Consider the following 26,094-nt stretch of genomic DNA (forward strand, 5'->3'; position numbering starts at 1 on the left):
TCACAGCCAACGCGTCCGCTTGAAGGTGACGTACAGGCCGATGCAAATGGCGACGATGAAGGCCAGAACGGCCGGATAGCCATAGGTCCAGCGCAGCTCCGGCATGTGTTCGAAATTCATGCCGTAGATGCCCGCCACCGCCGTCGGCGTGGCCAGGATGGCGGCCCAGGCGGCCAGCTTGCGGGTGATGACGCCCTGGCGCTGCTGCTCCAGCAGGTTGGACACCTCAAACACCGAGGCCAGGATGTCGCGCAGGCCCGCCGCCCGGCTGGCGACGCGGCGCACATGGTCGGCCACGTCGCGGAAATAGGGCCGCACCTCGCGGTCGATGCAGGGCAGGTCCAGCGACTGCAGCTTGACGCTGACTTCCTCCATCGGCCCCAGCACCCGGCTGAACTTCACCAGTTCGCGGCGCAGCTGGAACAGGCGGGTGATATCGGCGCGCGACAGGAAGCTGTCCAGGGCCACCTGCTCCATCTCCAGCACCTTGTCCTCGATGGCGTCGATGATGGGGATGTAGCCGTCGACGATGAAGTCCAGCACTCCGTGCAGGATGAAGTCCGGGCCGTGGCTCAGCTGGTGGGGCGAGGCCTCCAGCTGGGCGCGCAACTGGGTGTGGGCGCGGGCCGAGCCGTGGCGGATGGTGATGACGTAGTTGGGGCCGATAAAGACGTGAGTCTCGCCGTACAGGATGCGGTCGCCCTTGGCCTGGGCCGTGCGGGCGACGATGAACAGTTCGGAGCCATAGACCTCCAGCTTGGGGATCTGGTGCGCCGTCAGGGCGTCCTCGACCGCCAGGGGGTGCAGGTGGAAACGTCGGACCAGGACATCGAACTCCTCGTCCGTCGGCTCATGCAGGCCGATCCACAGGTATTCGCCCTTGGCCAGGGCCAGGCCCTGATCCGTCAGCGGCGCCGCGCGCACCCGCTTGCCGTCCTTGTAGACGTAGGAGGCGACGACGCTCATGGGCGCTCCTTCAACTGAATAGCCAAGGCTTACGCCACCCCGGCTGAAATAGAAAAGGCCCGGCGGATTTCTCCGCCAGGCCCTCTCTTTGGTTGTGCCGCGGTCAGAAGGCTTTCGCCTTGGCTGCTTCGCGCCGCCCTTCGGGTCTCGACCCGACGCGGCCCTAGACGCCCAACGGCCTCAAGTAGCCCGAAGGGCGGTAGGCCCACTCTTAAGACGTCGGGAAGCCGCGCACCTTCAGCAGGGCCGCCACGTCCGGATTGCGGCCGCGGAACTGGCGATAGGCGTCGCCGCGGTCGGTGGTGTTGCCCGGCGCCAGGATGATCGACTTGAAGCGGCCGCCGATCTCCGGGTTGAAGACGTCGCCGGACTCTTCGAAGTAGGCCCAGGTGTCGGCGTCCATCACTTCCGACCACAGGTAGGAATAGTAGCCGGCCGAATAGGCGTCCGAGGTGAACAGGTGATTGAACTGCGGCAGGCGGTGCCGCATCACGATCTCCTTGGGCATGCCCAGACGGTCCAGCGAGGCTTTCTCGAAGGCGGCGATGTCGGTCGGCGGCGTCGCCTGCGTGTGCAGGTCCATGTCGACCAGGGCCGAGGACAGGTAGCTGACCGTGGCGTAGCCCTGGTTGAAGGTCGAGGAGGCCTCGATCTTGTCCACCAGCGCCTGCGGCATCGGCTGGCCCGTCTCCACGTGCTTCATATAGCCATCGAGGATGGGCCGGGTCAGCACCCAGTGCTCATGCACCTGCGACGGATATTCCACGAAGTCGCGCGGCGTGTTGCCGAACGACGGATAGGTCACCACCGACGAGAAGTAGTGCAGGGCGTGGCCGAACTCGTGGAACAGGGTCTCGGCGTCGTCCAGCGAGATCAGCAGGGGCTGGCCCTCCGGCGCCTTGACGAAGTTGTTGTTGTTCGAGGCCAGGATCGGCTTGGAGCCGGTCAGCTGCGAGAAGGACCGATAGGTGGTCATCCAGGCGCCCGAACGCTTGCCCGGACGGGCGAAGTCGTCGGCGTAGAACAGGCCGATCAGCTTGCCGGTGGCCTTGTCCGTGACCTCATAGGTGGTCACGTCCGGCTCGAAGGTCGAGACGGTCCCCTTGGCCAGCGGCTTGAAGACGAAGCCGTACAGGCGTTCGGCCATGTAGAAGGAGGCCGCGCGCACGGCGTGCAGTTCGAAGTAGGGCTTCAGCTCGTTCTGATCGAGGTCGTACTTCGCCTTACGCACCTTCTCGGCGTAGTAGAGATAGTCCCACGGCTCGATGTCGTGACCGGCGATCGCCTTCATGTCGGCGACTTCCTCGGCGACGCGGGCCTTGGCCGGGGCCCAGACGCGCTGCATCAGGTCCATCGCCGCGGCCGGGGTCTTGGCCATCGTGTCTTGCATGCGCCATTCGGCGTGGTTGCCGAAGCCCAGCAGCTTGGCGCGCTGCTGACGCAGGGCGACGATACGGGCGATGGTCGACTTGGTGTCGTTGGCGTCGCCGTTGTCGCCGCGCTTGACGAACTTGGTCCAGACCTGCTGGCGCAGGGCGCGGTCGTCGGCGAAGGTCAGGAAGGGATCGACGCTAGAGCGGGTGTTGACGATGGCCCAGCCCTGGACGTTGCGCGAACGCGCGGCGGCGGCGGCGGCGGCCTTGTTGGAGTCCGGCAGGCCCTTCAGCCCGGCCTCATCAGTGATGACGGTCCAGGTGTTCTCGTCGGCCACGACCTTCTGGCCGAAGCTGGTGAAGGCGTTCGACAGGTCGGTGTTGATGCGGCCCAGCTCGGCCTTGCCCGCGGCGTCCAGGGCGGCGCCGTTGCGCACGAAGGCGTCGCGGCTGCGCTCGGCCAGACGCTTCTGCTGGGCGTTCAGGCCTGCGGCGTCAGCGCCGTCGGCCACGGCCTTGATGCGGGCGAACAGTTTTTCGTTGAAGGTGATCTCGTCCGAGGCGGCCGACAGGATCGGCGACAGCTCGGTTTCCAGCACGTCCCACTGCTCGCCGCCGATGTTCGAGGTCATGACGCTGAACACGTTCATGGCGCGGTCCAGCGGCTCGCCCGCCATCTCCATCGCCGCCATGGTGTTGGCGAAGGTCGGCGCCTCGGGGTTGTTCGCGATGGCGGCGATGTCGGCGCGTTGCAGTTCGATGCCTTCCAGGATGGCTTCGCGCATCTTGGGCGCCGTCACCTTGTCCCACGGCGGCACGCCTTCATACGGACCGGTCCAGGGCTGCAGCAGCTCGGCGCGCGGCGCGGTCGCCGGCAGGACGGCGCGGGCGATCCGGGCCTCATCGGCGGTCGTCAGGGCGGCGACGGCGCCGCTCACCGCGTTCTCCACGGCCCCGGCCGAAGCGCAGCCCGACAGGGCAAAGAGGCTCGCGCCTCCGATGAGAAGATGGCGTCTGTGCATCCAGGTCTCCCAACCATAGCTGTTTTGGACATCCTTCGGCGCAGGGTCCGAGAGCGTCCCATAAATCCGGTTTAGTCCTAAGTATTGGACGGCGAAACCCCGCAGGTCTAAAGGCCGCTGCATGGCGATAGGCGTTTTCGACTCCGGCGTGGGGGCCTGACGGTCCACCGCGAACTCACGACCCGCTTTCCGACGCGGGACTTCATCTATCTGGGCGATCAGGCGCACGCCCCCTATGGCGGGCGCGGCGGCGAGGACATCGTCGAACTGACCCGCGCCGGATGCGAGCGCCTGTTCGAGGCCGGCGCCTCTATCGTCGTGCTGGCCTGCAACACGGCCTCGGCCATTGCGCTGCGCCGCCTGCAGCAGACCTGGATTCCGGGGATGCGCGAAAAGCTGGGCCGTCCGGTCAACGTGCTGGGCATCATCGTGCCCACCATCGAAGCGGCCACAGGCCTGCCCTGGTCCTATGAGGCCGAACGCAACGGGCGGCTGGAAGGCGAGAAGAAGCAGGCCATCGACGTCACCGGCGTCTTCTGCACCGCCGCCACGGCCATGAGCCGAGTCTATGAGATCGAGATCGACAAGCGCCGCGACGACCTGGCGGTCTTCACCGAGGCCTGCCCCGGCCTGGCGGGCCTGATCGAACTGGGCGCCCCGCCCGAGGAGTTGAAGGTGGTCATCGACGACCACGTCGACGCCTTGCGCCGCCGGATCGGCCGCCATCCGGACAAGGCCGTCCTGGGCTGCACCCACTATGAGATCGTGGCCGACCTGTTCGCCCAGGCCCTGCCGCCCGGCGTCCAGATCATCAGCCAGCCCGCCGCCGTCGCCGACTCGCTGGAGCGCTATTTCGAGCGCCATCCGGAATATGAGTTGGGCTCCTCGGCCCGCCGCGACTTCCTGACCACCGGAACGCCCGGCCCGCAATCGGACCTGGTCGCCCAGTTCTGGGGCGCGCCGCTGACGTTCGAGGCGGCCTAAGACGCCCCGCCGCTATTCCGCCGAACGTGTCGCATTACGACGCTGGCCGAAGGTCGGCGCCCGCTCCTTCTGCTGCGCCCAGTAGGCCGGGCCATCGTCCGGCTTGAACATGGTGCGCGGCACGCCGTTGCGGTCGACCACGGCGAAGGTGTTGGTCGCGGCCTGATAGAAGAGGGTGTCGCCGTTGGCGCGCTTCACCGTCTCGGTTCCCTTCGGCGTCGCCTCGGTGAAGCTCCGCACCTTCTGCAGGTAGTCATCGGCCGAGCGGGCGCCGAAGTCGGCGCCGTTTCGCTCATACAGCCGCTGCACCTTGGCGTCGGCGGTCTCGCGCCGGTTGGCGGTGACAGCGGGTTTGGCCGCGTCCGGCGACGGGGCGGCCGCCGCATCGTCCGGCCCGCTCGCCGAGATCAAGCCGACCGGCTCGGCGGCGCTACGATCGCGCGTCTCGACCGCCGAGCCGCCGCTATCGCATCCCGCCAGAGCCAGAACCGTCGCAGCCAGAGCCGCAGACATCCGCATACGCATGGCGCCCTCCCGATATTTCTGAAGAACGCAGTTAGGCATGATTTTTATCGCCCGGCAAAGCCCCTCGCGCGCAAACGGGGGCGACGTCGCTTTGTCTCGACGCCGTCACGCCACGCCGCTAGACCTTGGTTCATGACCGCACCCTCGCTTTCCAGCGCCCTGGCCGGCCGCAAGGTCCTGCTGATCATCGGCGGCGGCATCGCCGCTTATAAGGCGCTGGAGCTGATCCGCCTGCTCAGCAAGGCGGGCGTCGAAGTGATGACCGTGTTGACCAGAGCCGGGGCCGAGTTCGTCACCCCCATGTCGCTGGCGGCCCTGACCGGCCATCCGGTCCGACAGGACCTGTTCATGCCGGACGACGAAACCGCCATGGGCCATATCGAGCTGTCCCGCTGGGCCGATCTGGTGGTCGTGGCGCCCGCCACGGCCGGGCTGATCGCCAAGGCGGCCAACGGCATGGCCGACGACCTCGCCTCGACCACGCTTCTGGCCACCGACAAGAAGGTGCTGCTGGCCCCCGCGATGAACGTGCGCATGTGGCTGCACCCGGCGGTTCAGGCCAATGTCGCGCGGCTGAAGGGGTTCGACGGCTATCACGGCATGGCCATGGTCGGACCCGACGACGGCGTCATGGCCTGCGGCGAGTTCGGGCCAGGCCGCATGGCCGAGCCCCCGGTCATCCTGGACGCCATCGCCCGTCTGCTGGCCGGACCGGATGGACGCCCGCTGACCGGCCGGACCGCCGTGGTGACGGCCGGGCCGACGTTCGAGCCGATCGACCCGGTGCGCGGCCTGACCAACCGCTCCAGCGGCAAGCAGGGCTACGCCGTCGCCGCCGCCCTGGCCGAACTGGGGGCGCAGGTGACGCTGATCTCCGGCCCGGTGGCGCTGGACGCGCCCGTGGGCGTGACCCGCGTCTGGGTCGAGGCCGCCACGGAAATGAAGGCCGCTGTCGACGCGGCGCTCCCGGCCGACATCGCCGTCATGAGCGCCGCTGTCGCCGACTGGCGCGTGGACGGCGTGGCCTCGGGCAAGATCAAGAAGGCGCCGGGCGGGCCGCCGTCGCTGGCGCTGATCGAAAACCCCGACATCCTGGCGGGCGTCTCCGCGCCCGGCCCTCGCCGCCCGAAACTGGTGGTCGGTTTCGCCGCCGAGACCAGCGACCTGGAAGCCAACGCGCGCGCCAAGCTCTCCCGCAAAGGGTGCGACTGGATCGTCGGCAATGACGTCTCGGACGAGGTGTTCGGCTCGGACGGAAACGCCGTGACCCTGTTCACCCGCAATGGCGACGAGCCCTGGCCGCGCCAGTCCAAGACCCAGGTCGCCAGGAAGCTGGCCCAGCGCATCGCCGATCACTTCAAGGCTTGAGACCATGACCGCCCTCCGTATCGAACGCCTGCCCCACGCCGAGGGCTTGGCCCTGCCCGCCTATGAGACCGCCGGTTCGGCCGGCATGGACCTTCGCGCCGCCCTCGCCGAGGGCGAGACCCTGGTGCTGGAGCCCGGCCAGCGCAATTGGTGCCCACTGGTCTGAAGATCGCCCTGGAGCCCGGGTACGAAGCCCAGGTGCGCCCGCGCTCGGGCCTGGCGCTGAAGCACGGGATCTCGGCTGATCGCCCGGCACCATCGACAGCGATTATCGCGGCGAGGTCGGGGTCATCCTGATCAACCACGGCGAGCTGCCGTTCGAGATCAAGCGCGGCGACCGCATCGCCCAGATGGTGATCGCCCGCTACGAGCAGGCGCAGATCGTCGAGGTCGAAGCCCTGGACGAAACCGACCGGGGCACGGGCGGATTCGGTTCAACCGGGCGTTGATGAAGACTCTACTTTCACATCCTTAGATACTGGTTTAGCGTGGCGGTCATGAACACGCTGGAACAGCTCGTCTACTTCAGCCGGTCACGGCTCGCTCGCGAAGACGAGACTAAGGCGATCGCCGACATCGTCGATGTCGCGGCTTATTTGAACGCCCGCAACGGCATCAGCGGGGCCCTGACCCTGCAAGACGGCGTGTTCGTTCAGATCCTCGAAGGCTCGCCCAGCGCCCTGGATATCCTCATGCTGCATCTGCATTTCGATGAACGGCATGAAGATATCGAGGTGTTGGTCAGGGACACGATCGAACGCCGCAGCTTCGCCGCGTGGGGAATGACGGCGCCGTCGCCTCGTCAGTCCGAGGCGCTCCGACACCTGATCGCAGCCCGCTCGCAGGACCTTTGCGCCTGGCGCGCCGCCATGACCGAACTGTTGTCCGAAGCGGCCTGAGGCCGCGATACGATCGCGCTCTAGTCTGTCACGCCTGACGGAAGCCCAGCACGTCCTGCATGTCGTAGAGGCCGGGGCGGCGGTTGCGCACCCAGGCGGCGGCGGCCACCGCGCCCTTGGCGAACAGGCTGCGGTCGATGGCCGAATGCGACAGGGTCAGCATCTCGTCTTCCGAGGCGAACATGACGGTGTGCTCGCCGATCACCCCGCCGGCGCGCAGGGAGGCGAAGCCGATCTTGCCCGGCTCGCGCGGGCCGGTGATGCCGTCATAGGGGGCGCTTTGCAGCTCCGCCAGATCGCGGCCCCGGCCGTTGGCGGCCGCCTCGCCCAGCATCAGGGCCGTGCCCGAAGGCGCGTCGACCTTGCGCCGGTGATGGGTCTCCAGCACCTCGATGTCCCAGTCGCGCGCGTCGAGCCGAAGGGCCGCGTGTTCGACCAGGCCGATCAATATGTTCACGCCCAGCGAGAAGTTGCCGCTCATGACGATGGCGATCTTCTCGGCCGCGGCCTCGATCTGGGCCTCCTGCTCGTGCGCCAGGCCGGTGGAGCCGATGACCAAGGCCGGTCCGCCCGCCTCGGCGCAGGCGCGCGCCAGAGCCACCGAGGCCTCGGGCGTCGAGAAGTCGATGATGACGTCGCACAGCTTCAGATCGACGGTCTCGCCGCGGTCGAAACGGGCGGCGACCACCACGTCCTCGCGGGCGTCCAGAACCTGAGACACGGCGCGGCCCATGCGGCCCCGGCCGGAAATGCCGGCGTGGAAGATGTCGCTCACGCGGTCTCTTTCGGATTGTCGGCGTCGCCGCCCAGAATGTCGGCCCAGAAGCGCTTGGCCTTGCCGGCGAAGCTGGTGTTGCGCGGGGTCTGGCTCTCGCCCAGCGACGCGGCCAGTTCGGCCAGAAGCTCCTTCTGGCGCGCGTTCAGATCGGTCGGCGTCTCGACGAACAGTTCAACCACCAGGTCGCCGCGGCCGCGCCCGTTCAGGTGCGGCATGCCCTTGCCCTTGATGCGGACGGTCTTGCCGGTCTGGGCGCCCGCGGGCACCTCGACCGGGGCCTTGCACTTGCCGTCGCAGGCGTCGGAGATCAGGCAGGGCGCGTCCACAACGCCCCCAGGGCCGCCACCGTCATCGGCACCGGCACCGTCACCAGCAGATCCAGGTTGTCGCGCTCGAACAGTTCGTGCGGCGTGACCGACAGGAAGACGTAAAGGTCGCCGCGCGGGCCGCCGCGCTGGCCCGCCTCGCCCTCGCTCGACAGGCGGATGCGCGAACCGTCGTCGACGCCCGCCGGCACCTTGAGGCTGAGCTTGCGGGTCTTGCGGACCTGGCCGTGGCCCCGGCAGGTGGTGCAGGGGTCGGCGATCATCTCGCCCGAGCCGCCGCAGCGGGGCAGGTGCGCTCGACCTGGAAGAAGCCGTTGGCCTGACGCACCCGCCCGGCGCCGCCGCAGGTGTTGCAGATGGTCGGCTTGGTGCCCGCCTTGGCGCCCGAGCCGTCGCAGACTTCGCAACTCATCAGGGTCGGGATGGCGATCTCGACCTCGGCGCCCTGATAGGCCTGCTCAAGCGTGATCTCGAGGTCGTAGCGCAGGTCAGAGCCGCGGCGCGGCCCGTGGTTCTGGCGCCCGCCGCCGCCCCGGCCGCCGAAGGCGTCCCCGAAGGCGTCGCCGAAGACCTGGGAGAAGATGTCGTTGATGTCGTGGAAGCCCGCGCCGCCCTGGCCGAACGGGTTGCCCCCGCCCGCGCCGCCGCCGTTGACGCCGGCATGGCCGAACCGGTCATAGGCCGCGCGCTTCTGCTCGTCGGACAGGACGGTGTAGGCCTCGGAAATCTCCTTGAAGCGGGCCACGGACTCTTCAGAGCCGCCGTTGCGGTCAGGGTGGTGCTCCATCGCCAGCTTGCGATAGGCGCTCTTGAGCGCGGCCGCATCAACCGTCCGCTCGACCCCCAGAATCTCGTAATAGTCACGTTGCGCCATCAGGCGTTCGTCCTCTTACTTTCCCGCCGCTTCAGGCCTCTCGTGATCGGAGGCGCTCCGTTTGCGGATGACCGGCAGCCTGCCTGATGACATGGGCGCCCGGTCCAATGATGCAAGTTTCATGAAACGGCCCCGCCTGCCGTCTGACAAGCGGGGCCGAACATTAGCCAGGCGCCGTCTTAGGCGTCCTTCTTCTCGTCCGCGTCCGAGACTTCCTCGAACTCGGCGTCGACCACGCCGTCGTCGGCCGGTTGGCCCTCGGCGCCGCCTTCAGTCCCGCCCTGCTGGGCGGCGTACATGGCCTCACCCAACTTCATCGAGGCCTGAGCCAGGGTGTTGGTCTTCTCGCGGATGGCCTCGGGGTCCGTGCCGTCCTTGGCCGACTTCAGATCGTCCAGGGCCGACTGGATGGTCGCCTTGGTCGCTTCGTCGATCTTGTCGCCGTGCTCGGCCAGGGCCTTCTCGGTCGAGTGGACCAGGCTGTCGGCGCCGTTCTGGGCCTCGACCAGTTCCTTGCGCGCCTTGTCGGCCGCGGCGTTGGCCTCGGCTTCCTTGACCATCTGCTCGATGTCCGCGTCCGACAGGCCGCCGTTGGCCTGAATGCGGATCGACTGCTCCTTGTTGGTCGCCTTGTCCTTGGCGGTGACGTGGACGATGCCGTTGGCGTCGATGTCGAAGGCGACCTCGATCTGCGGCATGCCGCGCGGCCGGCGGGATCCCCATCAGGTCGAACTGACCCAGGATCTTGTTGTCGGCGGCCATCGGACGCTCGCCCTGGAAGACGCGGATCGTCACGGCCGACTGATTGTCGTCAGCGGTCGAGAAAGTCTGGGCCTTCTTGGTCGGGATGGTGGTGTTGCGCTCGATCAGCGGGGTGAACACGCCGCCCAGCGTCTCGATGCCCAGCGTCAGCGGGGTCACGTCCAGCAGCAGCACGTCCTTGACGTCGCCTTGCAGAACGCCCGCCTGAACGGCGGCGCCCAGGGCCACGACCTCGTCCGGGTTCACGCCCTTATGCGGCTCCTTGCCGAAGAAGGCCTTCACGGCCTCCTGCACCTTGGGCATGCGGGTCATGCCGCCGACCAGCACCACTTCGTCGATGTCCGAAGCCTTCAGGCCGGCGTCGGCCAGGGCCTTCTTGCACGGCTCGATGGTGCGGGCGACCAGGTCGTCGACCAGGGCTTCCAGCTTGGCGCGCGACAGCTTGATGTTCAGGTGCAGCGGGCCCGACTGGTTCATGGTGATGAACGGCAGGTTGACCTCGTACTGGGTCGTCGAGGACAGCTCCTTCTTGGCCTTTTCGGCCTCTTCCTTCAGGCGCTGCAGGGCCAGCTTGTCCGAGCGCAGGTCGACGCCCTGCTCCTTCTTGAACTCGTCGGCCAGGTAGTCGACCAGACGCATGTCGAAGTCTTCGCCGCCCAGGAAGGTGTCGCCGTTGGTCGACTTCACCTCGAACACGCCGTCGCCGATCTCCAGGATCGAGACGTCGAAGGTGCCGCCGCCCAGGTCGTAGACGGCGATCTTCTGACCGTCGTTCTTCTCAAGACCATAGGCCAGGGCCGCTGCGGTCGGCTCGTTGATGATGCGCAGGACTTCCAGACCGGCGATCTTGCCGGCGTCCTTGGTCGCCTGACGCTGGGCGTCGTTGAAATAGGCGGGAACGGTAATGACGGCCTGGGTGACTTTCTCGCCCAGATAGGCCTCGGCGGCCTCCTTCATCTTGCCCAGGGTGAAGGCCGAAACCTGCTGGGGCGAATAGTCCTTGCCGTGGGCCTGGACCCAGGCGTCGCCGGTCGGGCCCTTGACGATCTCAAAGGGCACCATGCCCTTGTCCTTGGCCACCACCGGGTCATCGAAATTGCGGCCGATCAGGCGCTTGATGGCGAAGAAGGTGTTGGCGGGGTTGGTCACCGCCTGACGGCGCGCCGGCTGGCCGACGAGGATTTCGCCGCCGTCCTGGATGGCGACCACCGACGGGGTGGTGCGGGCGCCTTCGGCGTTTTCGATGACCTTGGGGTTCTTGCCGTCCATGACGGCGACGCACGAGTTGGTCGTGCCGAGGTCGATGCCGATGATCTTGGCCATGGGCTTGTCTTTTTCACTCCTTGCGGCGGGCGATGCGGCGGCCTTGGATCAAGCGCCGCGCGTGACCGCCCCCTGATGGGCTTTTGAAATCATGCCGCGCCGGACGCGAGGCCCGGTACGGCGGTGGACGAGGTCGGCGGACAAACCCCTAACGAAAAGGGGTTATCGCCGGATTGGCTCGGATATGGGAAAGTCCGCAGGGCCCGCAAGGCCTTGTGTGCGGTTCGGGGCAGATTCCGCGCCTTATGGCGGACAAGGACGCATCGCGCCGCTAAATTCGGCCGATGACCTCGCAAATCCCGCCCCCAGCGCTTCCCGAAACCCCGACCGCCCTGCCCGGCTTTCGGCTGTGGCCCGGCCTGCTGGACACGGCGGCGCAAGGCGAGCTGCTGGCTCAGGTGCAGGCAGGGCTGGACGCCGCCCCCTCTATCGGCCGACGACGCCCGGCGGGCGGCCCTTTTCGGTGCGGATGAGCAACTTCGGCGCTGTGGGCTGGGTGTCGGACCGCGCGGGCTATCGCTATCAGCCGACCCATCCCATGACGGGCACGCCCTGGCCCGCCATTCCGGCCCCCTTGCTGAGCCTGTGGGACGCCCTGACCGGCTGGCCGAGGCCGCCCGACGCCTGCCTGGTCAACCTCTATCAGGGCGAGGCGAAGATGGGTCTGCATCAGGACAAGGACGAACGCGACCTGACGGCGCCGGTGCTGTCGGTCTCTCTGGGCGATACGGCGGTGTTCCGCATCGGCCCGGCCCCCGACGAAACCGGAAAGAGCGGCGCCACCAGCACGGTGCGCCTGGCCTCCGGCGACGTCTGCGCCCTGACCGGGCCTGCAAGGCTGGCGCGGCACGGGATCGACCGGCTTCTGGCGGGCTCTTCGCGACTGCTGCCCGACGGCGGGCGGATCAATCTGACGCTGCGGGTCGCGGGCTAGACGGAAAGACTCGACGGCGGAGGGAAAGCCGAGGCACTGTCGCCGCTTCCACAGCGCCGACCGGAGACCCGCGATGACCCTGATCACCCGGCCCGAGGGCCTGAGCCCCGACCAGATCGCCCCCAGCCGCCGCAGCCTGGGCGTGGCGACAGCCGGCGGGCTGTTCTTCGCCGCCTACGCCCCGGCCGCCCTCAGCCAGTCGGCCCAGCCGATCGCCACCGACGCGGCGGGGCTGGCCACGCAGGACGCAGCCTATCCGGCGCCCGACGGCTTCAGCCTGCCCGCCTATGTCGCCCGGCCCGAAGGCGCCGGCCCCTTCCCGGTCGTCATCGTCGTGTCCGAGATTTTCGGCGTGCACGAATACATCCGCGATGTCTGCCGCCGCCTAGCCAAGGCGGGCTACGCCGCCGTGGCGCCCGCCTTCTTCGTGCGCGTCCAGGACCCGGCCCCGCTCAGCGACATGCAGGCGATCCAGCGCATCGTCGCCGCCGCCAGCTACGATCAGGTGATGGGCGACATCAGCGCCACCCTGGACTGGATCGGCGCCCAGTCCTGGGCCAAGGCCGACAAGGTCGGCATCACCGGCTTCTGCTGGGGCGGCAAGGTGGTGTGGCAGGCGGTGGCCCGCTTCCCGACGCTGGACGCCGGGGTCGCCTGGTACGGCCGCCTGTCGCCCGCCGCCAATGCGAGCGACGACCAGAAGGCGACGGGCCGCCCCTGGCCCATCGACCTGGCGGGCGAACTCAAGGCGCCGGTGCTGGGCCTTTACGGCGCCCAGGACAGCGGCATTCCCAACGACACGGTCAGGGCGATGAACGAGGCGCTGAAGGCCGCAGGGCGGACCGACAGCCAGATCGTCCTCTATGACGACGCCCCGCACGGCTTCCACGCCGACTACCGCGCCTCTTACCGCGAGGCGGATGCCAAGGACGGCTGGCGGCGGCTGCTCGAACTGTTCGATTCGAAATTGAAGGGCTGACCTCTCCGCCCGCTCATCCCGGCGTCCGCCGAGATGAGCGGTTTATTTCGCAGGCGTATAAAAACGGCCCGACGCGTCTGCGCCGGGCCGTCGTCATATCAACGCGCGAAAGCCTCAGGCCTTGGCGTCGAAATTCCCGCCGGTCGTGTTCGGATCGGCATAGGCGCCGCCCGTCGCCGGGCTCGAGCCCTTGGCCGCGACCACGACCATGGCCGCGCGCACGGTGCGGCCGAACAGGGCGTAGCCCGGCTGCAGCGTCTGGATGACGGCGCCGCCCGGCACGGTGTCCGACGGCTGCTCCATCATCGCCTGATGCAGGTGCGGGTCGAAGGCGTCGCCCGGCGCCGGATCGACGCGGGTCAGGCCGTTGGCCTCAAAGGCCGACAGCAGGGATTTCTGCGTCAGCTCCAGCCCCGTCACCATGGCCGCCGTCGGGCCTTCGGCGTCCTTGGCGCCGCCGCCAGACCGCGCTCCAGCGTATCGGCCACGCCCAGCAGATCCTTGGCGAAGCGCTGGATGGCGTAGGCGCGCGCGTCGTTCTGCTGCGTCTCGGCGCGGCGCTTGGTGTTCTCGGCATCGGCCACGGCGCGCAGGGCGCGGTCCTTCCACTGATCGCGCTCGGCGATCAGGGCGTCCACCACGGCGTTTTCATCGCCTTCAGGCGCAGCTTCGCCTTCGTGGATGTCCTGCTCGAGTTGGTCCCGGGTCTCGTCGTTGATGTCGTTCACGTCTCTTGTCCGTCCAGAATCCGGCCCAGCACCCGGGCGGTATAGTCCACCAACGGTATGACACGGGCGTAGTTCAACCGCGCGGGCCCGATGACGCCGATGGCGCCCAGCACCCGCTGCCGGCCCGACATATAGGGCGCCGCGATCACGGCGGAACCCGAAAGCGAAAAGAGTCGCGTTTCCGCGCCGATATAGATGCGCACGCCCTGGGCCGCGCCGACATCGTCCAGCAGGCCGATCAGCTGTTCCTTCTGCTCCAGATCGTCGAACAGGACGCGCACCCGCTCCAGATCCTCGGCCGCGCGGGCGTCCTGCAACAGGTTGCCGCGCCCGCGCACGATCAGGTTGCGATCGTGGCCCGCGCCGCCTGCGCCGCCGCTCCAGGCGGCCAGCCCATCCTCGACCAGACGGGCGGCGGCGGCGTCCAGATCGCGCCGCGCGGCCTCCATCTCAGCCTTCATCTCGTGCCGGGCCTCGGCCAGCGGGCGCCCTTCAGCCGCGCGCTGAGGAAGTTGGACGCCTCCTGCAGGGTCGAGGGGGTGACGCCCGGCGCCAGGTTCATCAGCCGGTTCTCGACCACCCCGTCGTCGGCGACCAGCACCGCCAACGCCTGTCCGCCGCCCAAGGCCACGAACTCGACGTGGCGCACCCCGGCTTCGCGCACGGGGCTGGCGACGATGCCTGCCCCGCCCGCCAGACCCGACAGCAGGGATGAGGCCGCATCCAGCGCCTCCTCGACATTGCGGCCGCCGCCCTTGGCGCCCAGCACCGCCAGGCGGGCGTCGATCTCGCGCCGCTCCTCCTGACCGATGTCGCCGACTTCCAACAGGCCGTCCACGAACAGGCGCAGGCCCGCATGGGTCGGCGCCCGCCCGGCCGATGCGTGCGGCGAGGCCAGAAGACCGGCCTGCGTCAACGCCTGCATGGTGTTGCGGATCGAGGCGGGCGACAGGTCCAGCCCGGCGCGCGCCAGGGTGTGCGACCCCACCGGATCGCCCGTCTCCAGATAGGTCTCGACCACCCGGCGAAAGATGTCGCGCGCCCGCGCATCCAGCGTCGCCAGACCCGGCGAGGGGTAAAGCAGGCTCATGTCGGCGCCCTCCGTCCCGCCGGAACGGACGGGGCAGGCGCCGCAAACAGGTCAGGGCGGGACAGGCTCATGGTTTCAGGATAAGCACGCGCCATCCCGCTTCCAAGGAATTCCCATGCGCCCGTCCGAACGCACCCCTGAACAACTCCGCACCGTCACGCTGGAAACCGGCGTCAACCGCTACGCCGAGGGCTCCTGCCTCGTCTCCTTCGGCCATACCAAGGTGCTGGTGACGGCCTCGATCGAGGAGAAGGTGCCGGGCTGGATGCGCAACAGTGGTCAGGGCTGGGTCACGGCCGAATACGGCATGCTGCCGCGCGCCACCCACACGCGCGGCCGGCGCGAGGCCGCCGCCGGCAAGCAGTCGGGCCGCACCCAGGAGATCCAGCGCCTGATCGGCCGCTCCTTGCGCGCCGTGGTCGACCTGAAGGCGCTGGGCGAGCGTCAGGTGCTGATCGACTGCGACGTGATCCAGGCCGACGGCGGCACCCGCACCGCCTCCATCACCGGCGCCTGGGTGGCGATGGCCTCGGCGCTCAACTACCTCAAGGACGAGGGCGTGCTGACGACTGACCCGATCCTGGACCAGGTGGCGGCCGTGTCCTGCGGCGTGTTCAAGGATCTGCCGGTGCTGGACCTCGACTATGAGGAGGACTCCACCGCCGAGGCCGACAGCAACTTCGTCCTGACCGGGGCGGGCCAGATCGTCGAGATCCAGGCCACCGGCGAGAAGCGCGGCTTCAGCCGGGCCGAGTTCGACCGCCTGTTCGAATTGGCGGAAATCGGCTGCGCCGAGCTGTTCGCCCTGCAGCGCGCCGCCGTCGAAGCCGCCCGCCGATAAGACTTTTCGCGGAGCCGCATCGGGGTCATCGTCGTTGCCAAGGCGAACCCCGATCCGAAAGTCCGCACATGACCCGACTGTCTCTTCTGGCCTGCCTGTCCCTGAGCGGGCTGCTGATCGCCTGCCAGCCGCGCCCCGAACCGGCCACGTCGGCGCCGACGCCAGCGCCCTCCCCGGCCCGCGAACCCGAAGCCCGCCTGCCCGAAGGCCCGGATATGGCGCCCCAGCGCGTACCCATCGACGATCGCCCCTGCCGCGAGACCCTGGGCGAAGCGGCTTCGGCCCGTCTGGTCCAGCGCTGCGTCGCCGTCAGCCCCGCCACGCGCCCGCCCTGCAACGCCGCCAACCCCTGCGACCTGATCCAGGGCGAGATCGACCGCAGTTGCGCGATGTGGACCCGCGACGGCGAAACCGCGCCGAAAGAGTGCAAGAGCTGATCTTCTCCCTCCCCTTCATGGGGAGGGTGGTCGAAGCGAAGCGGAGACCGGGTGGGGAGGGCCAGGTGGTCCTGGCCTCGGCGGTTGATTTGCCAAGCCGCCCCGACCCGGCTTCGGCCTCGCGGCCTCAGCCACCCTCCCCATGAAGGGGAGGGAGAAGGCGCGCTCAAGCAGGGAGCCGTCGCGCGGCGAGCGATAGCGCCCAAAGAAAACCCCGGCGGATCGCTCCGCCGGGGCCTTCTTACTTCAGCAATGACGCCGAGGCTTAGTCGCGACGGCGACGGCCGCGGTCGCCGCCGTTGCGGTCGCCGTCACGCTTGGGACGCCCGCCGGTGTCTTCCGACAGCGGAGCTTCGCCGCGCTCAGCGCGCTCGGCGTTGATCTTGTCGGTGATGTCCTCGCCGGTTTCCTGATCGACGACCTTCATCGACAGCTTGGTCTTGCCGCGATCGTCGAAGCCCAGGAACTTGACCTTGACCTCCTGGCCTTCCGACAGGACGTCGGCCGGGTTGGCGACGCGCTCCAGAGCGATCTGGGACACGTGGACCAGGCCGTCCTTGGCGCCGAAGAAGTTCACGAAGGCGCCGAAGTCGACGACCTTCACGACCTTGCCGGTGTAGATCGTGCCGACTTCCGGCTCCGAGGCGATGGACTGGATCCAGGCCTTGGCGGCTTCGATCTTCTCCTGCTCGTTGGCGGCGATCTTGATGGTGCCGTCATCGCCGATGTCGACCTTGGCGCCGGTCTTCTCGACGATTTCGCGGATGACCTTGCCGCCCGAACCGATCACTTCGCGGATCTTATCGACCGCGATCTTGATGGATTCGATCTTGGGCGCGAACTCGCCCAGCTCGGCGCGCGGGGCCTCCATCGCCTTGGACATTTCCTCAAGGATGTGCAGACGGCCGGCCGAAGCCTGCGTCAGGGCCTGCTGCATGATCTCCTTGGTGATGCCGGCGACCTTGATATCCATCTGAAGGCTGGTGATGCCTTCCGAGGTGCCCGCGACCTTGAAGTCCATGTCGCCCAGGTGGTCTTCGTCACCCAGGATGTCCGACAGGATGGCGAACTCGCCCGACGGCTCCAGGATCAGACCCATGGCGATGCCCGAGACCGGACGGACCAGCGGCACGCCGGCGTCCATCAGGGCTAGCGACGAACCGCAGACCGTGGCCATCGAGGACGAGCCGTTGGACTCGGTGATCTCCGACACCAGGCGGATGGTGTAGGGGAAGTCTTCGCGCGACGGCAGCATCGGGCGGATGGCGCGCCAGGCCAGCTTGCCGTGACCGATTTCGCGACGGCCCGGCGAGCCCATGCGGCCCGCTTCACCGACCGAATAGGGCGGGAAGTTGTAGTGCAGCAGGAAGGACTCTTTGTAGGTGCCCGTCAGGCTGTCGATGTACTGCTCGTCCTCGCCGGTGCCGAGCGTGGCGACGACCAGAGCTTGCGTTTCGCCGCGCGTGAACAGCGACGAACCGTGGGTGCGCGGCAGGACGCCGACTTCCGAAACGATGGCGCGGACCTTGTCCAGGGCGCGGCCGTCGACGCGGTGGCTGTTCTCGATGATGTCGCGACGCAGGACGTCGGCTTCGCACTCCTTGAACGCGGCCGAGAACTTCGACGAGTCGACGCCGTCCGGATTCTCGTCGGTCTTCACCAGGGCCTCGGCGGCCTTCTTCTTGGCGGCGTCCACGCCCGAGCGGCGCTCGTACTTGCCCGGGTGGGCGTAGGCGGCCTTGATCTCTTCGCCGACCAGCGACTTGATCGAGGCGACCACGTCCGAGTGGTCTTCGGCCTGGAAGTCGAACGGCTCCTTGGCGGCGTGCTCGGCCAGGTCGATGATGGCGTCGATCACCGGCTGCATGCCCGCGTGCGCGAACATCAGGGCCTCGAGCATCTTCTCTTCCGACAGCTCCTTGGCTTCGGATTCGACCATCATGATGGCGTCTTGCGTGCCGGCGACGACCAGGTCCAGGGCGCTCTCGCCCAGGGTGTCGATGGCCGGGTTCAGCACCAGCTCGCCGTCGATCATGCCGACGCGCGCGGCGCCGATCGGGCCCATGAAGGGCACGCCCGAGATGGTCAGGGCGGCCGAGGCGGCGACCATGCCCAGGATGTCGGGGTCGTTCTCAAGGTCGTGCTGCAGCACGGTGACGATGACCTGGGTCTCGTTCTTGAAGCCCTTGACGAACAGGGGGCGGATCGGGCGGTCGATCAGGCGGGAGACCAGGGTCTCCTTCTCGGTCGGACGGCCTTCACGCTTGAAGTAGCCGCCCGGGATCTTGCCGGCGGCGAACGTCTTCTCTTGGTAGTTGACGGTCAGCGGGAAGAAATCCAGGCCCGGCTTGGGCTGGCGGCCGTAGACGACGGTGGCCAGGACCACGGTCTCGCCGTAGGTCGCCAGCACGGCGCCGTCGGCCTGACGGGCGATGCGGCCCGTCTCCAGGGTCAGCGGGCGGCCGGCCCACTCGATCGTCTTGCGTTTGATATCGAACATGTTTCGTCTTTCGTCTCCCGCGGGCGTATTCCCGTCGGGGGTGTGCGGAGCGTCAGGCCGTTCAGTCCTTAACGGTCCCCGTTGACCTGGCCGCGACGTCGCGGCCGGGCGGGTGATTGAGGACCGGATTCAAGGCCCTCGCGTCGGTTGCGCCGGTCAGACCCGCGGCGCGCGGGAAGCTTGCTACTAATAGCGGAACGAGGCGCGGACGTGACCGCCCGCGCCTCGTGGAGATTATCCGATCCGCAACCGGGGCGCCTTAGCGACGCAGGCCCAGCTTGGCGATCAGCGCCTGATAGCGGGCGCTGTCGGTCTTGTTCAGGTGGTCCAGAAGGCGACGACGCTGCGAAACCTGCTTCAGCAGGCCACGACGCGAGTGGTTGTCCTTCTTGTGGGTCTTGAAGTGCTCGGTCAGGTTGGCGATGCGTTCCGTCAGGATCGCGACCTGCACTTCGGCCGAACCAGTGTCGCCCGTCGAGCGGGCGTTGTCGGCGATGACTTCAGCTTTACGTTGAGCCGTAATCGACATCGGAGGTCCTTTCTTGCCCTATCGCTCGCCTCGCGGAGGCTCGCTGTTTGAGGGCGTTGGAGTTCCTGTCGGCAAGCGGTCGGCCTGCTTCAAGGGAGGTTGAAAACACGGTCGGGTTCAAGCCGACCGGCCCTGAGATTGCCGAGCGCGACCAGGGTTCCGCCCTCGAAGACCGAAACCAGCCGCGAGCCGGCGGCGAGCCGGGCCTTGAGCGTTTCAATCTGTCGGGGGAGCAGAACGATCGGCCGTCCCTGCCTCAAAGAGAGGGCGTCCTGATCCGTCACGGCCAACTCCGGGATGTCGTCCAGAGCGGTCGAAACGGGCAGCAAGCCCTCAAAGGCGGCGCCCTTATGCGCCAACTCTTCCAGAAAATCCAGCGTTACGGCGTTGTCGACCGAGAACGGCCCCACCCGCTCGCGCCGCAGGTCCGAGACATGGCCCTCCGCGCCCAGCATGATCGCCAGGTCGCGCGCCAGCGAACGGACATAGACGCCCTTGCCCGTCCGCATCGTGATCTCGACGTGATCGGCGTCGGGCGCGGCCGTCACGGCCGCCTCGTGAATGGTCACCCGGCGCGGCTGCAGCTCGACCTCGACCCCCGCCCGCGCCAGATCATAGGCGCGCTCGCCATTGACCCTTACGGCCGAAAAGGCGGGCGGCGTCTGGTCGATCTCGCCGACAAACGACGGCAACGCCGCCGTCACCGCCTCCACCGAAGGCCGCACGTCGGAGCGGGCGATGATCTCGCCCTCGCGGTCGATGCTGTCGGTCGAAATGCCCCAGTGGATGGTGAAGCGATAGACCTTCTGCGCCTCCATCATGAAGGGCACGGTCTTGGTCGCCTCGCCCAGCGCGATGGGCAGTATGCCCGAGGCCAGCGGGTCCAGCGTCCCGGCATGGCCCGCTTTCTGGGCGTTGAACAGCCGACGGACCTTCGTCACCGCCTCGGTCGAGCCCATCTCATAGGGCTTGTCCAGACACACCCAGCCGTTGACGAGATCGCCCTTCTTGCGCCGCGCCATGAGTCAGTCTTCGCCCTGGTCGTCAGCCTGTTCGATGTCGGCGCGCACACGCGGATCATTGAACAGACGGTCCATGTGGCTGGCCGCGTCGAAGCTCTCGTCGTGGCGGAATTTCAGGTCGGGCGTGAACTTCATGTCGATGCGGCGGCCCAGCTGGCCGCGCAGGAATTTGGCGTGTTCGTTCAGCGCCTTGATGATGGCGCTCTCTTGCCCCGCCGTCTCGGCCGCCTCGACGCCGGCGCCCAGAGGCTCGACGAAACAGGTGGCGTGGCGCAGGTCCGGGCTCATCCGCACCTCGGTCACCGTGACGGAGACGCCCAGCAAGGCCTCGTCGTGAATCTCATGCTCGCGCATGACGTCGACCAGGGCGTGGCGGATCAGCTCGCCGGCGCGCAGCTGACGCTGCGACGGGCCCAGCGGGCCGCTGGCGTTGCGGGTGTGTTGCTTGCGGGCCATCGGGGCTCCTCCTGCTCGCGCCGCCGGGGATCGGACGCCGGCTCTGAAACGCGAAGGGGCGGGGTCTAGTCGTCTGCGCCGCGCAAGTCCAGTTCCGCCGCGCGTTGTTCGGCGGTTCGCGCCGCCCGCATCACCGCGCCAGAGGTCAGGCTGCGCACTATCGGCATGGGCAGGCCGCCCGCGTTCAGCACCTCGGCCGTCCAGTGGTTGCACAGATGGCCGACCCAAAGGTCTCCTGGCTGGCGTAGAAGACGGCGTCGTCGTCCGGCATCCTCGCGGCGATGACCGCTCGCCCCTCCGCATCCCGCTGGAGCGAGGACGCCACGCGCGCGCGCAAGGCGGTAAAGCCGTCGGACGACAGGCTCAGGGTCGTCCGTATCTCGTCGGACAGAAGGGCGGGATCGACCGGATCCGGGTCCAGCATGACCACGGACGGATTGCCGCCCGGTTTGAAAAGGGCCCGCGCTCCGTCGGGCAGCCGCCGGCTGATCGGCCCTTGTTCGACATAGAAGGCGGCGTCGCCCCAGCCGATCCGCACCCAGTCGCCGGGCGGCAGGGCTCGCACCGCCCGCGCCAGCGCATCGTCTCCGCCCGCCAGCGCCGCGCGCGGCGCGACCAGATCGGTGTGAAATCCGTTGTCGAGCAGATGGACGACGATCGCCGCCTGTGCGTCCTGGGGCGGAAACAGCGCCGGATCGCCCGGCCGCTGCGCCGTCCACAGACCAGCCAGCAGACCCAGAAGAACAGCGAGGCTCCAGCGGATCAGCACGCCCGCCTCGCCTTTAGTTGTTGCCGAAGGCCGCCGGAACATCGCGCGCAGGCGAAGAGCCCTGCATCGTCGCCCACTCGCCGCGATAGCTGTAATTCAGGCTGACGCAGTGGCGGAACTGGCCGTCAGCCCAGCGGCCGACCGTCTCGATCGTCAGCGGATGGCCCGCCCGCACCCGGCCCACGACGATGAAGGCCTCATCGGCGCCCGGACACAGGGCGCGCGACAGGGCGCGGCCGTCGCCGTCGGCCAGGATGCTGTAGACGCCGCCGTCGGCTGCGCCCTGGGGCAGGACGCGCCGGACCTGGTCCGGTCCGCCGCGCTCGAACCGGGCCGAGCCGCGCGAGGTCGAGGAGAACAGGTTCCTCACCGAGGTGGCGCCGAACCAGCCGCGCTCCACCTCCAGCGTCACGCCGCGCGTCAGGGCCTGGGTCGGGCGGTCGCTGGCGTCAAACGACAGGAACCGCGTGTCGGCCACGGCCGGGGACGCGGCCGCGCCAGCCAGCGTGGCGATCAACAGAAGAGACGGTCCAGCACGTGACATTTGCGGTCCATTGTTCGGCGCCCCCGACGCGATGGCCGAACCCTAAGGCCAACGCAAGGCCAGATGAAGCCTTCAATACGCGGCCGCTGGCGAGGCGGGCGTCGGTCCGGCATGATGCGCGCGCGAGCATACGGATCCCTGCCGAGGCATCCTTTCGCCCGTTCCTCCTCTTCATGATCCGAGCGCCGTGTTCAAAGACCCCTTCGACATCGACAACTACGCCCAGGACCCGGACCATTATCTGGCCGTGCCCTTCGTTCCGACGGAGGAAGACACCGTCGCCGCCATGCTTGCCCTGGCCGGCGTAGGGCCGAAGGATCGCCTCTATGACCTCGGCTGCGGCGACGGCCGGATCGTCATCGCCGCCGCCCGCGACCGCGACGCCCACGGCATCGGCTTCGACATCGACCCGACGCGCATCGCCGACGCCATGGAGTACGCCGGCTGGGCCGGGGTCGAGCATATGGTCGACTTCATCGAGGAAGACCTGTTTAGCGTCGATGTCAGCGAGGCCACCGTGGTCAGCCTGTATCTGCTGCAGTCGATCAATGTGGAGCTGCGCCCGCGTCTCCTCAGCCAGCTGAAGCCCGGCGCCCGCATCGTCTCGCACGCCTTCGACATGGGCGACTGGCCAGCGGATGAGCGGATCAAGGTCGCCGACGGCTACATCTACAAATGGACCGTTCCGGCCCCGGTCGCCGGACGATGGGACTGGACGCGCGAGGACGGGACGGCCTGCCGACTGGAGCTGGAACAGACGTATCAACAAGTCACGGGGCGCGCCTGGCTAGGCGAGACGGAGGTCTCGATGAGCGCCGAACTGACCGGCGAACGGCTAGAGATCGAGCTGCAGGCCGACGACGCGGCGCCGGTCCAGCGCTTCATCCTGACCTTCTCGGACGGCGCGCTGAAGTCTGTCGTCGAGGACTAACTGCCAACGCAAGCCAAAGACAAAGGGCGCGGCTTCTTTCGAAACCGCGCCCTTCATGTTTCAGGCCGTGAGGCTCAAACGTCCAGATCTAGGCGTACTAGTCCAGGGTGCGCTTGATCTCTTCGACGGTGAAGCACTCGATGTAGTCGCCTTCCTTGATGTCCTGGAAGCCCTGGAACTGCATGCCGCACTCCTGGCCCGAAGGCACCTCGTTGACCTCGTCCTTGAAGCGTTTGAGCGTGTTGAGCACGCCCAGCTCCAGAACCACCACGTCGTCGCGGATGATGCGGACGCGCGCGCCCTTGCGGACCACGCCTTCGGTGACGCGGCAGCCCGCGACCCGGCCGACCTTGGTGATGTCGAAGGCCTGCAGAACCTTGGCGTTGCCCAGGAAGGTTTCGCGCTGGAGCGGCGCCAGCATGCCCGAGAGCACGCCCTTAATGTCGTCCAGCAGGTCGTAGATGATCGAGTAATAGCGGATCTCGACGCCTTCACGTTCGGCCAGATCGCGCGCCTGCTTCGAGGCCCGGACGTTGAAGCCCAGGATCGGCGCCCCGGCCGACTTGGCCAGGTTGACGTCGCTCTCGGTGATGCCGCCGGCGCCGAATAGACGGTGCGGGCGCGGACCTCGTCGTTGCCCATCTTGTCCAGCGAGCCGACGATGGCTTCGGCGGTGCCCTGAACGTCGGCCTTGATGAGGACCGGCAGTTCCGAGACCTTTTTGGACTGCAGCTTGGACATCATGTCGACCAGCGACAGCGAACCGCCCGAGACCTGCGTCTTCTCGCGCTTCACGCGCTGACGGTATTCGGTCAGTTCGCGAGCGCGGGCCTCGGATTCCACCACAGCGAAGACGTCGCCCGGCGACGGGGCCTCGTCCAGGCCGAGGATCTCGACTGGGACCGAAGGACCGGCTTCCGGCAGTTGCTCGTTGCGCTCGTTCAGCAAGGCGCGCGCCTTACCCCAGGCCGAACCGGCCACGACGATGTCGCCGCGACGCAGGGTGCCGCGCTTGACCAGGACGGTCGCGACCGGGCCGCGACCCTTGTCCAGCTTGGCCTCGATGACCACGCCTTCAGCCGAACGCTCGGCGTTGGCGCGCAGGTCCATGACCTCGGCCTGCAACAGGATGGCGTCGGTCAGGCCGTTGAGATTGAGCTTCTCCTTGGCCGACAGCTCGATGATCTGGGTGTCGCCGCCCAGGCTCTCCGAGATGACTTCATACTGCAGCAGTTCGTTGACGACCTTCTGCGGATTGGCGTCCGGCTTGTCGATCTTGTTGACGGCCACGATGATCGGGGCCCCGGCCGCCTTGGCGTGCTGGATGGCCTCGACCGTCTGCGGCATGACGCCGTCGTCGGCCGCGACGACCAGGACGACGATGTCGGTGACGTTGGCGCCGCGCGCCCGCATCGCCGAGAAGGCCGCGTGGCCTGGCGTGTCCAGGAAGGTGATGCGCTGACCGTCGCCCAGCCGCACCTGATAGGCGCCGATGTGCTGGGTGATGCCGCCAGCTTCGCCCGCCGCCACGTCGGTGGTGCGCAGGGCGTCCAGCAACGACGTCTTGCCGTGGTCGACGTGGCCCATGATGGCCACGACCGGGGCGCGCACGTCGCCCGTGTCGGCGTCGTCGGCTTCGGCGATGAAGCCTTCTTCGATGTCGGATTCCGACACGCGCTTGACGGCCATGCCGTATTCCTCGGCGACCAGTTCGGCGGTGTCGGAATCGATCACGTCGTTGATCTTCATCATCAGGCCCTGACGCATCAGGAATTTGATGATGTCGACGCCGCGCACGGCCATCCGGTTGGCCAGTTCGCCAACGGTGATGGTGTCGGGAATGACCACTTCACGCGGACGGTTGGGCGTTTCGGTCGAACCGCCGCGGCGCTTTTCCTTCTCGCGTTCGCGAGCACGACGCACCGAGGCCAGCGAGCGCATCCGCTCGACAGCGTCCTCATCGCCTCCCGCCACCGAGTGAATGGTCAGGCGGCCTTCGCGGCGCTTGGGCTCGCCACGCGTGCGGCTGACGGCCTTGCCCGGCGCATTGTCGCCGAAACGCTTCTCGCGGTCATCTTCCCGTCCGGCCGGACGAGCGAAGCCGCCGCCGGCGCGGCTGGGACGGGCCACCTCGGGCTGGGCCGGGGGCTGGTTCGGGGCCGGACGACCGCCAGGGCGGGCCGCGCCGGCGGCGCCGGTGCGGGCGCCGGGGGCCGGACGCGGGTTCAGAGCAGAATAGCGGACCGTCTGGGCCGGACGGGCGGGACGCTCGCCGCCCTCGCGGCCGGCTTCACGCGGCGCCGGTTCGCTGGCCTGCGGACGCTCGCCGCCCATGGCTTGTTCGCGGGCCGAGCGGCCGCCGAAGGCGGGCCGCTCAAGCGGCGCGCGGCCTTGCGGAATCTTGGGCGCGCGCTGGCCGAAGTTGACGGCGGGGCGCTTGGGAGCCGCGGCCGCGGCCGGCTTCACCGGTTCGGGCTTGGCCTCGACCTTGGGGGCCTCGACCTTGGGGGTCTCAACCTTGGGAGCCACAGCCTTGGGCGTTTCGACCTTGGGCGCAGCGGCCTTGTCCGACGCGGGCGCGGCGGCGCCCAGCTTGGCGGCCTCGACGCGCGCGGCTTCAGCGGCGGCTTTGGCGGCGGCGGCTTCGGCGGCGGCCTTGGAGGCGGCGGCTTCAGCGGCGGCGGCCTGCTCGCGCTCAGCGGCCTCGGCGGCGGCCTTGGCGGCTACAGCCTGGCGTTGCTTTTCAGCCGCCTGCTGGGTGGCCAGAGCGATGGCGCGGCGACGCGCTTCCTGCTCCTCGGCCGACAGGCCTCCGCCCATCGGCTGACGCGGGGCCGCTGAACGCGGCGCGCCGCCTTCGGAACGCGGACGCGCGACCTCGAAGCCCTGCGGACGCTGATGCCCGCCCTGTGCGCCCGCCCGGCGCTTGGTCTCGACGACGACGGTCTTGGATCGGCCGTGGCTGAAGCTCTGCTTCACAGTGCCGGTCGAGACCGAACCCGTCGCGCGCGGCTTCAGGCTCAGCGGAGCGCGCGGCCCCGTCTGCGAAGGCGCGTTGGCAGGAGTCTTGCCGTCGTTGGAATTGTTGTTTTCGTCGCTCATCCGGTCGCTTTACTCAGGGCGGAGAATTCCGC

17 protein-coding genes and 8 pseudogenes are annotated in these 26,094 nt (G+C 68.3%); 9 read left to right on the forward strand and 16 right to left on the reverse strand.

Annotation, left to right across the window (positions count from 1 at the left end; all coding sequences use genetic code 11):
• Together V8F63_RS04265 and V8F63_RS04270 are read right to left on the reverse strand one after the other, a co-directional pair.
• Nucleotides 1-966 carry a magnesium and cobalt transport protein CorA gene (locus tag V8F63_RS04265; protein ID WP_278070063.1) on the reverse strand — a complete coding sequence of 322 codons (966 nt, stop codon included), beginning with the start codon at nt 964-966 and terminating at the stop codon, nt 1-3.
• A 211-nt stretch (nt 967-1,177) separates the two neighbouring features.
• Nucleotides 1,178-3,277: a M3 family metallopeptidase gene (locus V8F63_RS04270; RefSeq protein ID WP_392354608.1), complete on the reverse strand. Its 2,100-nt coding sequence runs from the start codon at nt 3,275-3,277 to the stop codon at nt 1,178-1,180.
• Nucleotides 3,278-3,482: 205 nt separating this feature from the next.
• Here V8F63_RS04270 and V8F63_RS04275 point away from each other — a divergent pair.
• Nucleotides 3,483-4,345, forward strand: a pseudogene (locus tag V8F63_RS04275) (glutamate racemase).
• Nucleotides 4,346-4,357: 12 nt separating this feature from the next.
• Here V8F63_RS04275 and V8F63_RS04280 read toward each other — a convergent pair.
• The gene (locus V8F63_RS04280; protein ID WP_312448544.1) at nt 4,358-4,870 is read right to left on the reverse strand and encodes an S-type pyocin family protein; all 513 of its coding nucleotides are present in this window, start codon (nt 4,868-4,870) and stop codon (nt 4,358-4,360) included.
• A 132-nt stretch (nt 4,871-5,002) separates the two neighbouring features.
• On the opposite strand from V8F63_RS04280, the gene coaBC reads away from it, so the two are divergent.
• From coaBC to V8F63_RS04295, 3 genes and pseudogenes are all read left to right on the forward strand, one after another.
• Nucleotides 5,003-6,238, forward strand: coding sequence for a bifunctional phosphopantothenoylcysteine decarboxylase/phosphopantothenate--cysteine ligase CoaBC (gene coaBC / locus V8F63_RS04285; RefSeq protein ID WP_392354609.1), 1,236 nt, complete (start codon nt 5,003-5,005; stop codon nt 6,236-6,238).
• 4 nt (nt 6,239-6,242) lie between these two features.
• Nucleotides 6,243-6,687, forward strand: a pseudogene (gene dut / locus V8F63_RS04290) (dUTP diphosphatase).
• A 48-nt stretch (nt 6,688-6,735) separates the two neighbouring features.
• Nucleotides 6,736-7,137, forward strand: a complete 402-nt coding sequence (locus V8F63_RS04295) for a BLUF domain-containing protein (protein WP_392354610.1) — start codon at nt 6,736-6,738, stop codon at nt 7,135-7,137.
• A 28-nt stretch (nt 7,138-7,165) separates the two neighbouring features.
• On the opposite strand, the gene dapB is transcribed toward V8F63_RS04295, so the two are convergent.
• The 3 genes and pseudogenes from dapB to dnaK form a co-directional block, all read right to left on the reverse strand.
• Nucleotides 7,166-7,912, reverse strand: a complete 747-nt coding sequence (gene dapB / locus V8F63_RS04300) for a 4-hydroxy-tetrahydrodipicolinate reductase (RefSeq protein ID WP_392354611.1) — start codon at nt 7,910-7,912, stop codon at nt 7,166-7,168.
• Nucleotides 7,909-9,115 (reverse strand): annotated as a pseudogene (gene dnaJ, locus V8F63_RS04305) (molecular chaperone DnaJ). The gene dapB and the pseudogene dnaJ overlap by 4 nt, the downstream one beginning before the upstream one ends.
• A gap of 179 nt (nt 9,116-9,294) precedes the next feature.
• Nucleotides 9,295-11,200, reverse strand: a pseudogene (gene dnaK, locus V8F63_RS04310) (molecular chaperone DnaK).
• 284 nt (nt 11,201-11,484) lie between these two features.
• Here dnaK and V8F63_RS04315 point away from each other — a divergent pair.
• Together V8F63_RS04315 and V8F63_RS04320 are read left to right on the forward strand one after the other, a co-directional pair.
• A pseudogene (locus V8F63_RS04315) lies at nt 11,485-12,134 on the forward strand (alpha-ketoglutarate-dependent dioxygenase AlkB).
• Nucleotides 12,135-12,207: 73 nt separating this feature from the next.
• On the forward strand, nt 12,208-13,113 hold the full coding sequence (locus V8F63_RS04320; RefSeq protein ID WP_392354612.1) for a dienelactone hydrolase family protein: 906 nt from the start codon (nt 12,208-12,210) through the stop codon (nt 13,111-13,113).
• A 114-nt stretch (nt 13,114-13,227) separates the two neighbouring features.
• On the opposite strand, the pseudogene grpE reads toward V8F63_RS04320, so the two are convergent.
• Nucleotides 13,228-13,754: pseudogene (gene grpE / locus V8F63_RS04325) on the reverse strand (nucleotide exchange factor GrpE).
• Nucleotides 13,755-13,837: 83 nt separating this feature from the next.
• A pseudogene (hrcA, locus tag V8F63_RS04330) lies at nt 13,838-14,931 on the reverse strand (heat-inducible transcriptional repressor HrcA).
• 115 nt (nt 14,932-15,046) lie between these two features.
• Between hrcA and rph the strand changes: the two are divergent.
• Nucleotides 15,047-15,772 (forward strand): ribonuclease PH, encoded by a 726-nt coding sequence (gene rph, locus V8F63_RS04335; RefSeq protein ID WP_025976355.1) that lies wholly within the window; start codon nt 15,047-15,049, stop codon nt 15,770-15,772.
• A gap of 68 nt (nt 15,773-15,840) precedes the next feature.
• Nucleotides 15,841-16,209, forward strand: a complete 369-nt coding sequence (locus V8F63_RS04340; protein WP_134581898.1) for a hypothetical protein — start codon at nt 15,841-15,843, stop codon at nt 16,207-16,209.
• Nucleotides 16,210-16,474: 265 nt separating this feature from the next.
• On the opposite strand, the gene pnp is transcribed toward V8F63_RS04340, so the two are convergent.
• From pnp to V8F63_RS04375, 7 genes are all read right to left on the reverse strand, one after another.
• A complete protein-coding gene (gene pnp / locus V8F63_RS04345; RefSeq protein ID WP_025976357.1) occupies nt 16,475-18,709 on the reverse strand; it encodes a polyribonucleotide nucleotidyltransferase in 2,235 nt (744 codons plus the stop codon).
• Between the two features lie 259 nt (nt 18,710-18,968).
• Nucleotides 18,969-19,238: a 30S ribosomal protein S15 gene (gene rpsO / locus V8F63_RS04350; RefSeq protein ID WP_003166644.1), complete on the reverse strand. Its 270-nt coding sequence runs from the start codon at nt 19,236-19,238 to the stop codon at nt 18,969-18,971.
• Between the two features lie 89 nt (nt 19,239-19,327).
• Nucleotides 19,328-20,260: a tRNA pseudouridine(55) synthase TruB gene (truB, locus tag V8F63_RS04355; protein ID WP_392354613.1), complete on the reverse strand. Its 933-nt coding sequence runs from the start codon at nt 20,258-20,260 to the stop codon at nt 19,328-19,330.
• 3 nt (nt 20,261-20,263) lie between these two features.
• Nucleotides 20,264-20,716: a 30S ribosome-binding factor RbfA gene (gene rbfA / locus V8F63_RS04360; protein ID WP_303704871.1), complete on the reverse strand. Its 453-nt coding sequence runs from the start codon at nt 20,714-20,716 to the stop codon at nt 20,264-20,266.
• 65 nt (nt 20,717-20,781) lie between these two features.
• Nucleotides 20,782-20,907: a hypothetical protein gene (locus V8F63_RS04365; protein WP_392354614.1), complete on the reverse strand. Its 126-nt coding sequence runs from the start codon at nt 20,905-20,907 to the stop codon at nt 20,782-20,784.
• Complete coding sequence (locus V8F63_RS04370) at nt 20,901-21,485, reverse strand: DUF2459 domain-containing protein (protein ID WP_392354615.1); 585 nt, start codon at nt 21,483-21,485, stop codon at nt 20,901-20,903. The genes V8F63_RS04365 and V8F63_RS04370 overlap by 7 nt, the downstream gene beginning before the upstream one ends.
• 13 nt (nt 21,486-21,498) lie before the next feature.
• Nucleotides 21,499-22,002, reverse strand: coding sequence for a hypothetical protein (locus V8F63_RS04375; protein WP_313633689.1), 504 nt, complete (start codon nt 22,000-22,002; stop codon nt 21,499-21,501).
• Nucleotides 22,003-22,216: 214 nt separating this feature from the next.
• Between V8F63_RS04375 and V8F63_RS04380 the strand changes: the two genes are divergently transcribed.
• The gene (locus V8F63_RS04380; protein WP_392354616.1) at nt 22,217-22,960 is read left to right on the forward strand and encodes a class I SAM-dependent methyltransferase; all 744 of its coding nucleotides are present in this window, start codon (nt 22,217-22,219) and stop codon (nt 22,958-22,960) included.
• A 97-nt stretch (nt 22,961-23,057) separates the two neighbouring features.
• Here the strand turns inward: V8F63_RS04380 and infB are convergent.
• Nucleotides 23,058-26,062, reverse strand: a pseudogene (infB, locus tag V8F63_RS04385) (translation initiation factor IF-2).
• Nucleotides 26,063-26,094 lie beyond the last annotated feature (32 nt).

Source organism: Brevundimonas sp. LF-1, assembly GCF_037055305.1.
GTDB lineage: Bacteria > Pseudomonadota > Alphaproteobacteria > Caulobacterales > Caulobacteraceae > Brevundimonas > Brevundimonas sanguinis.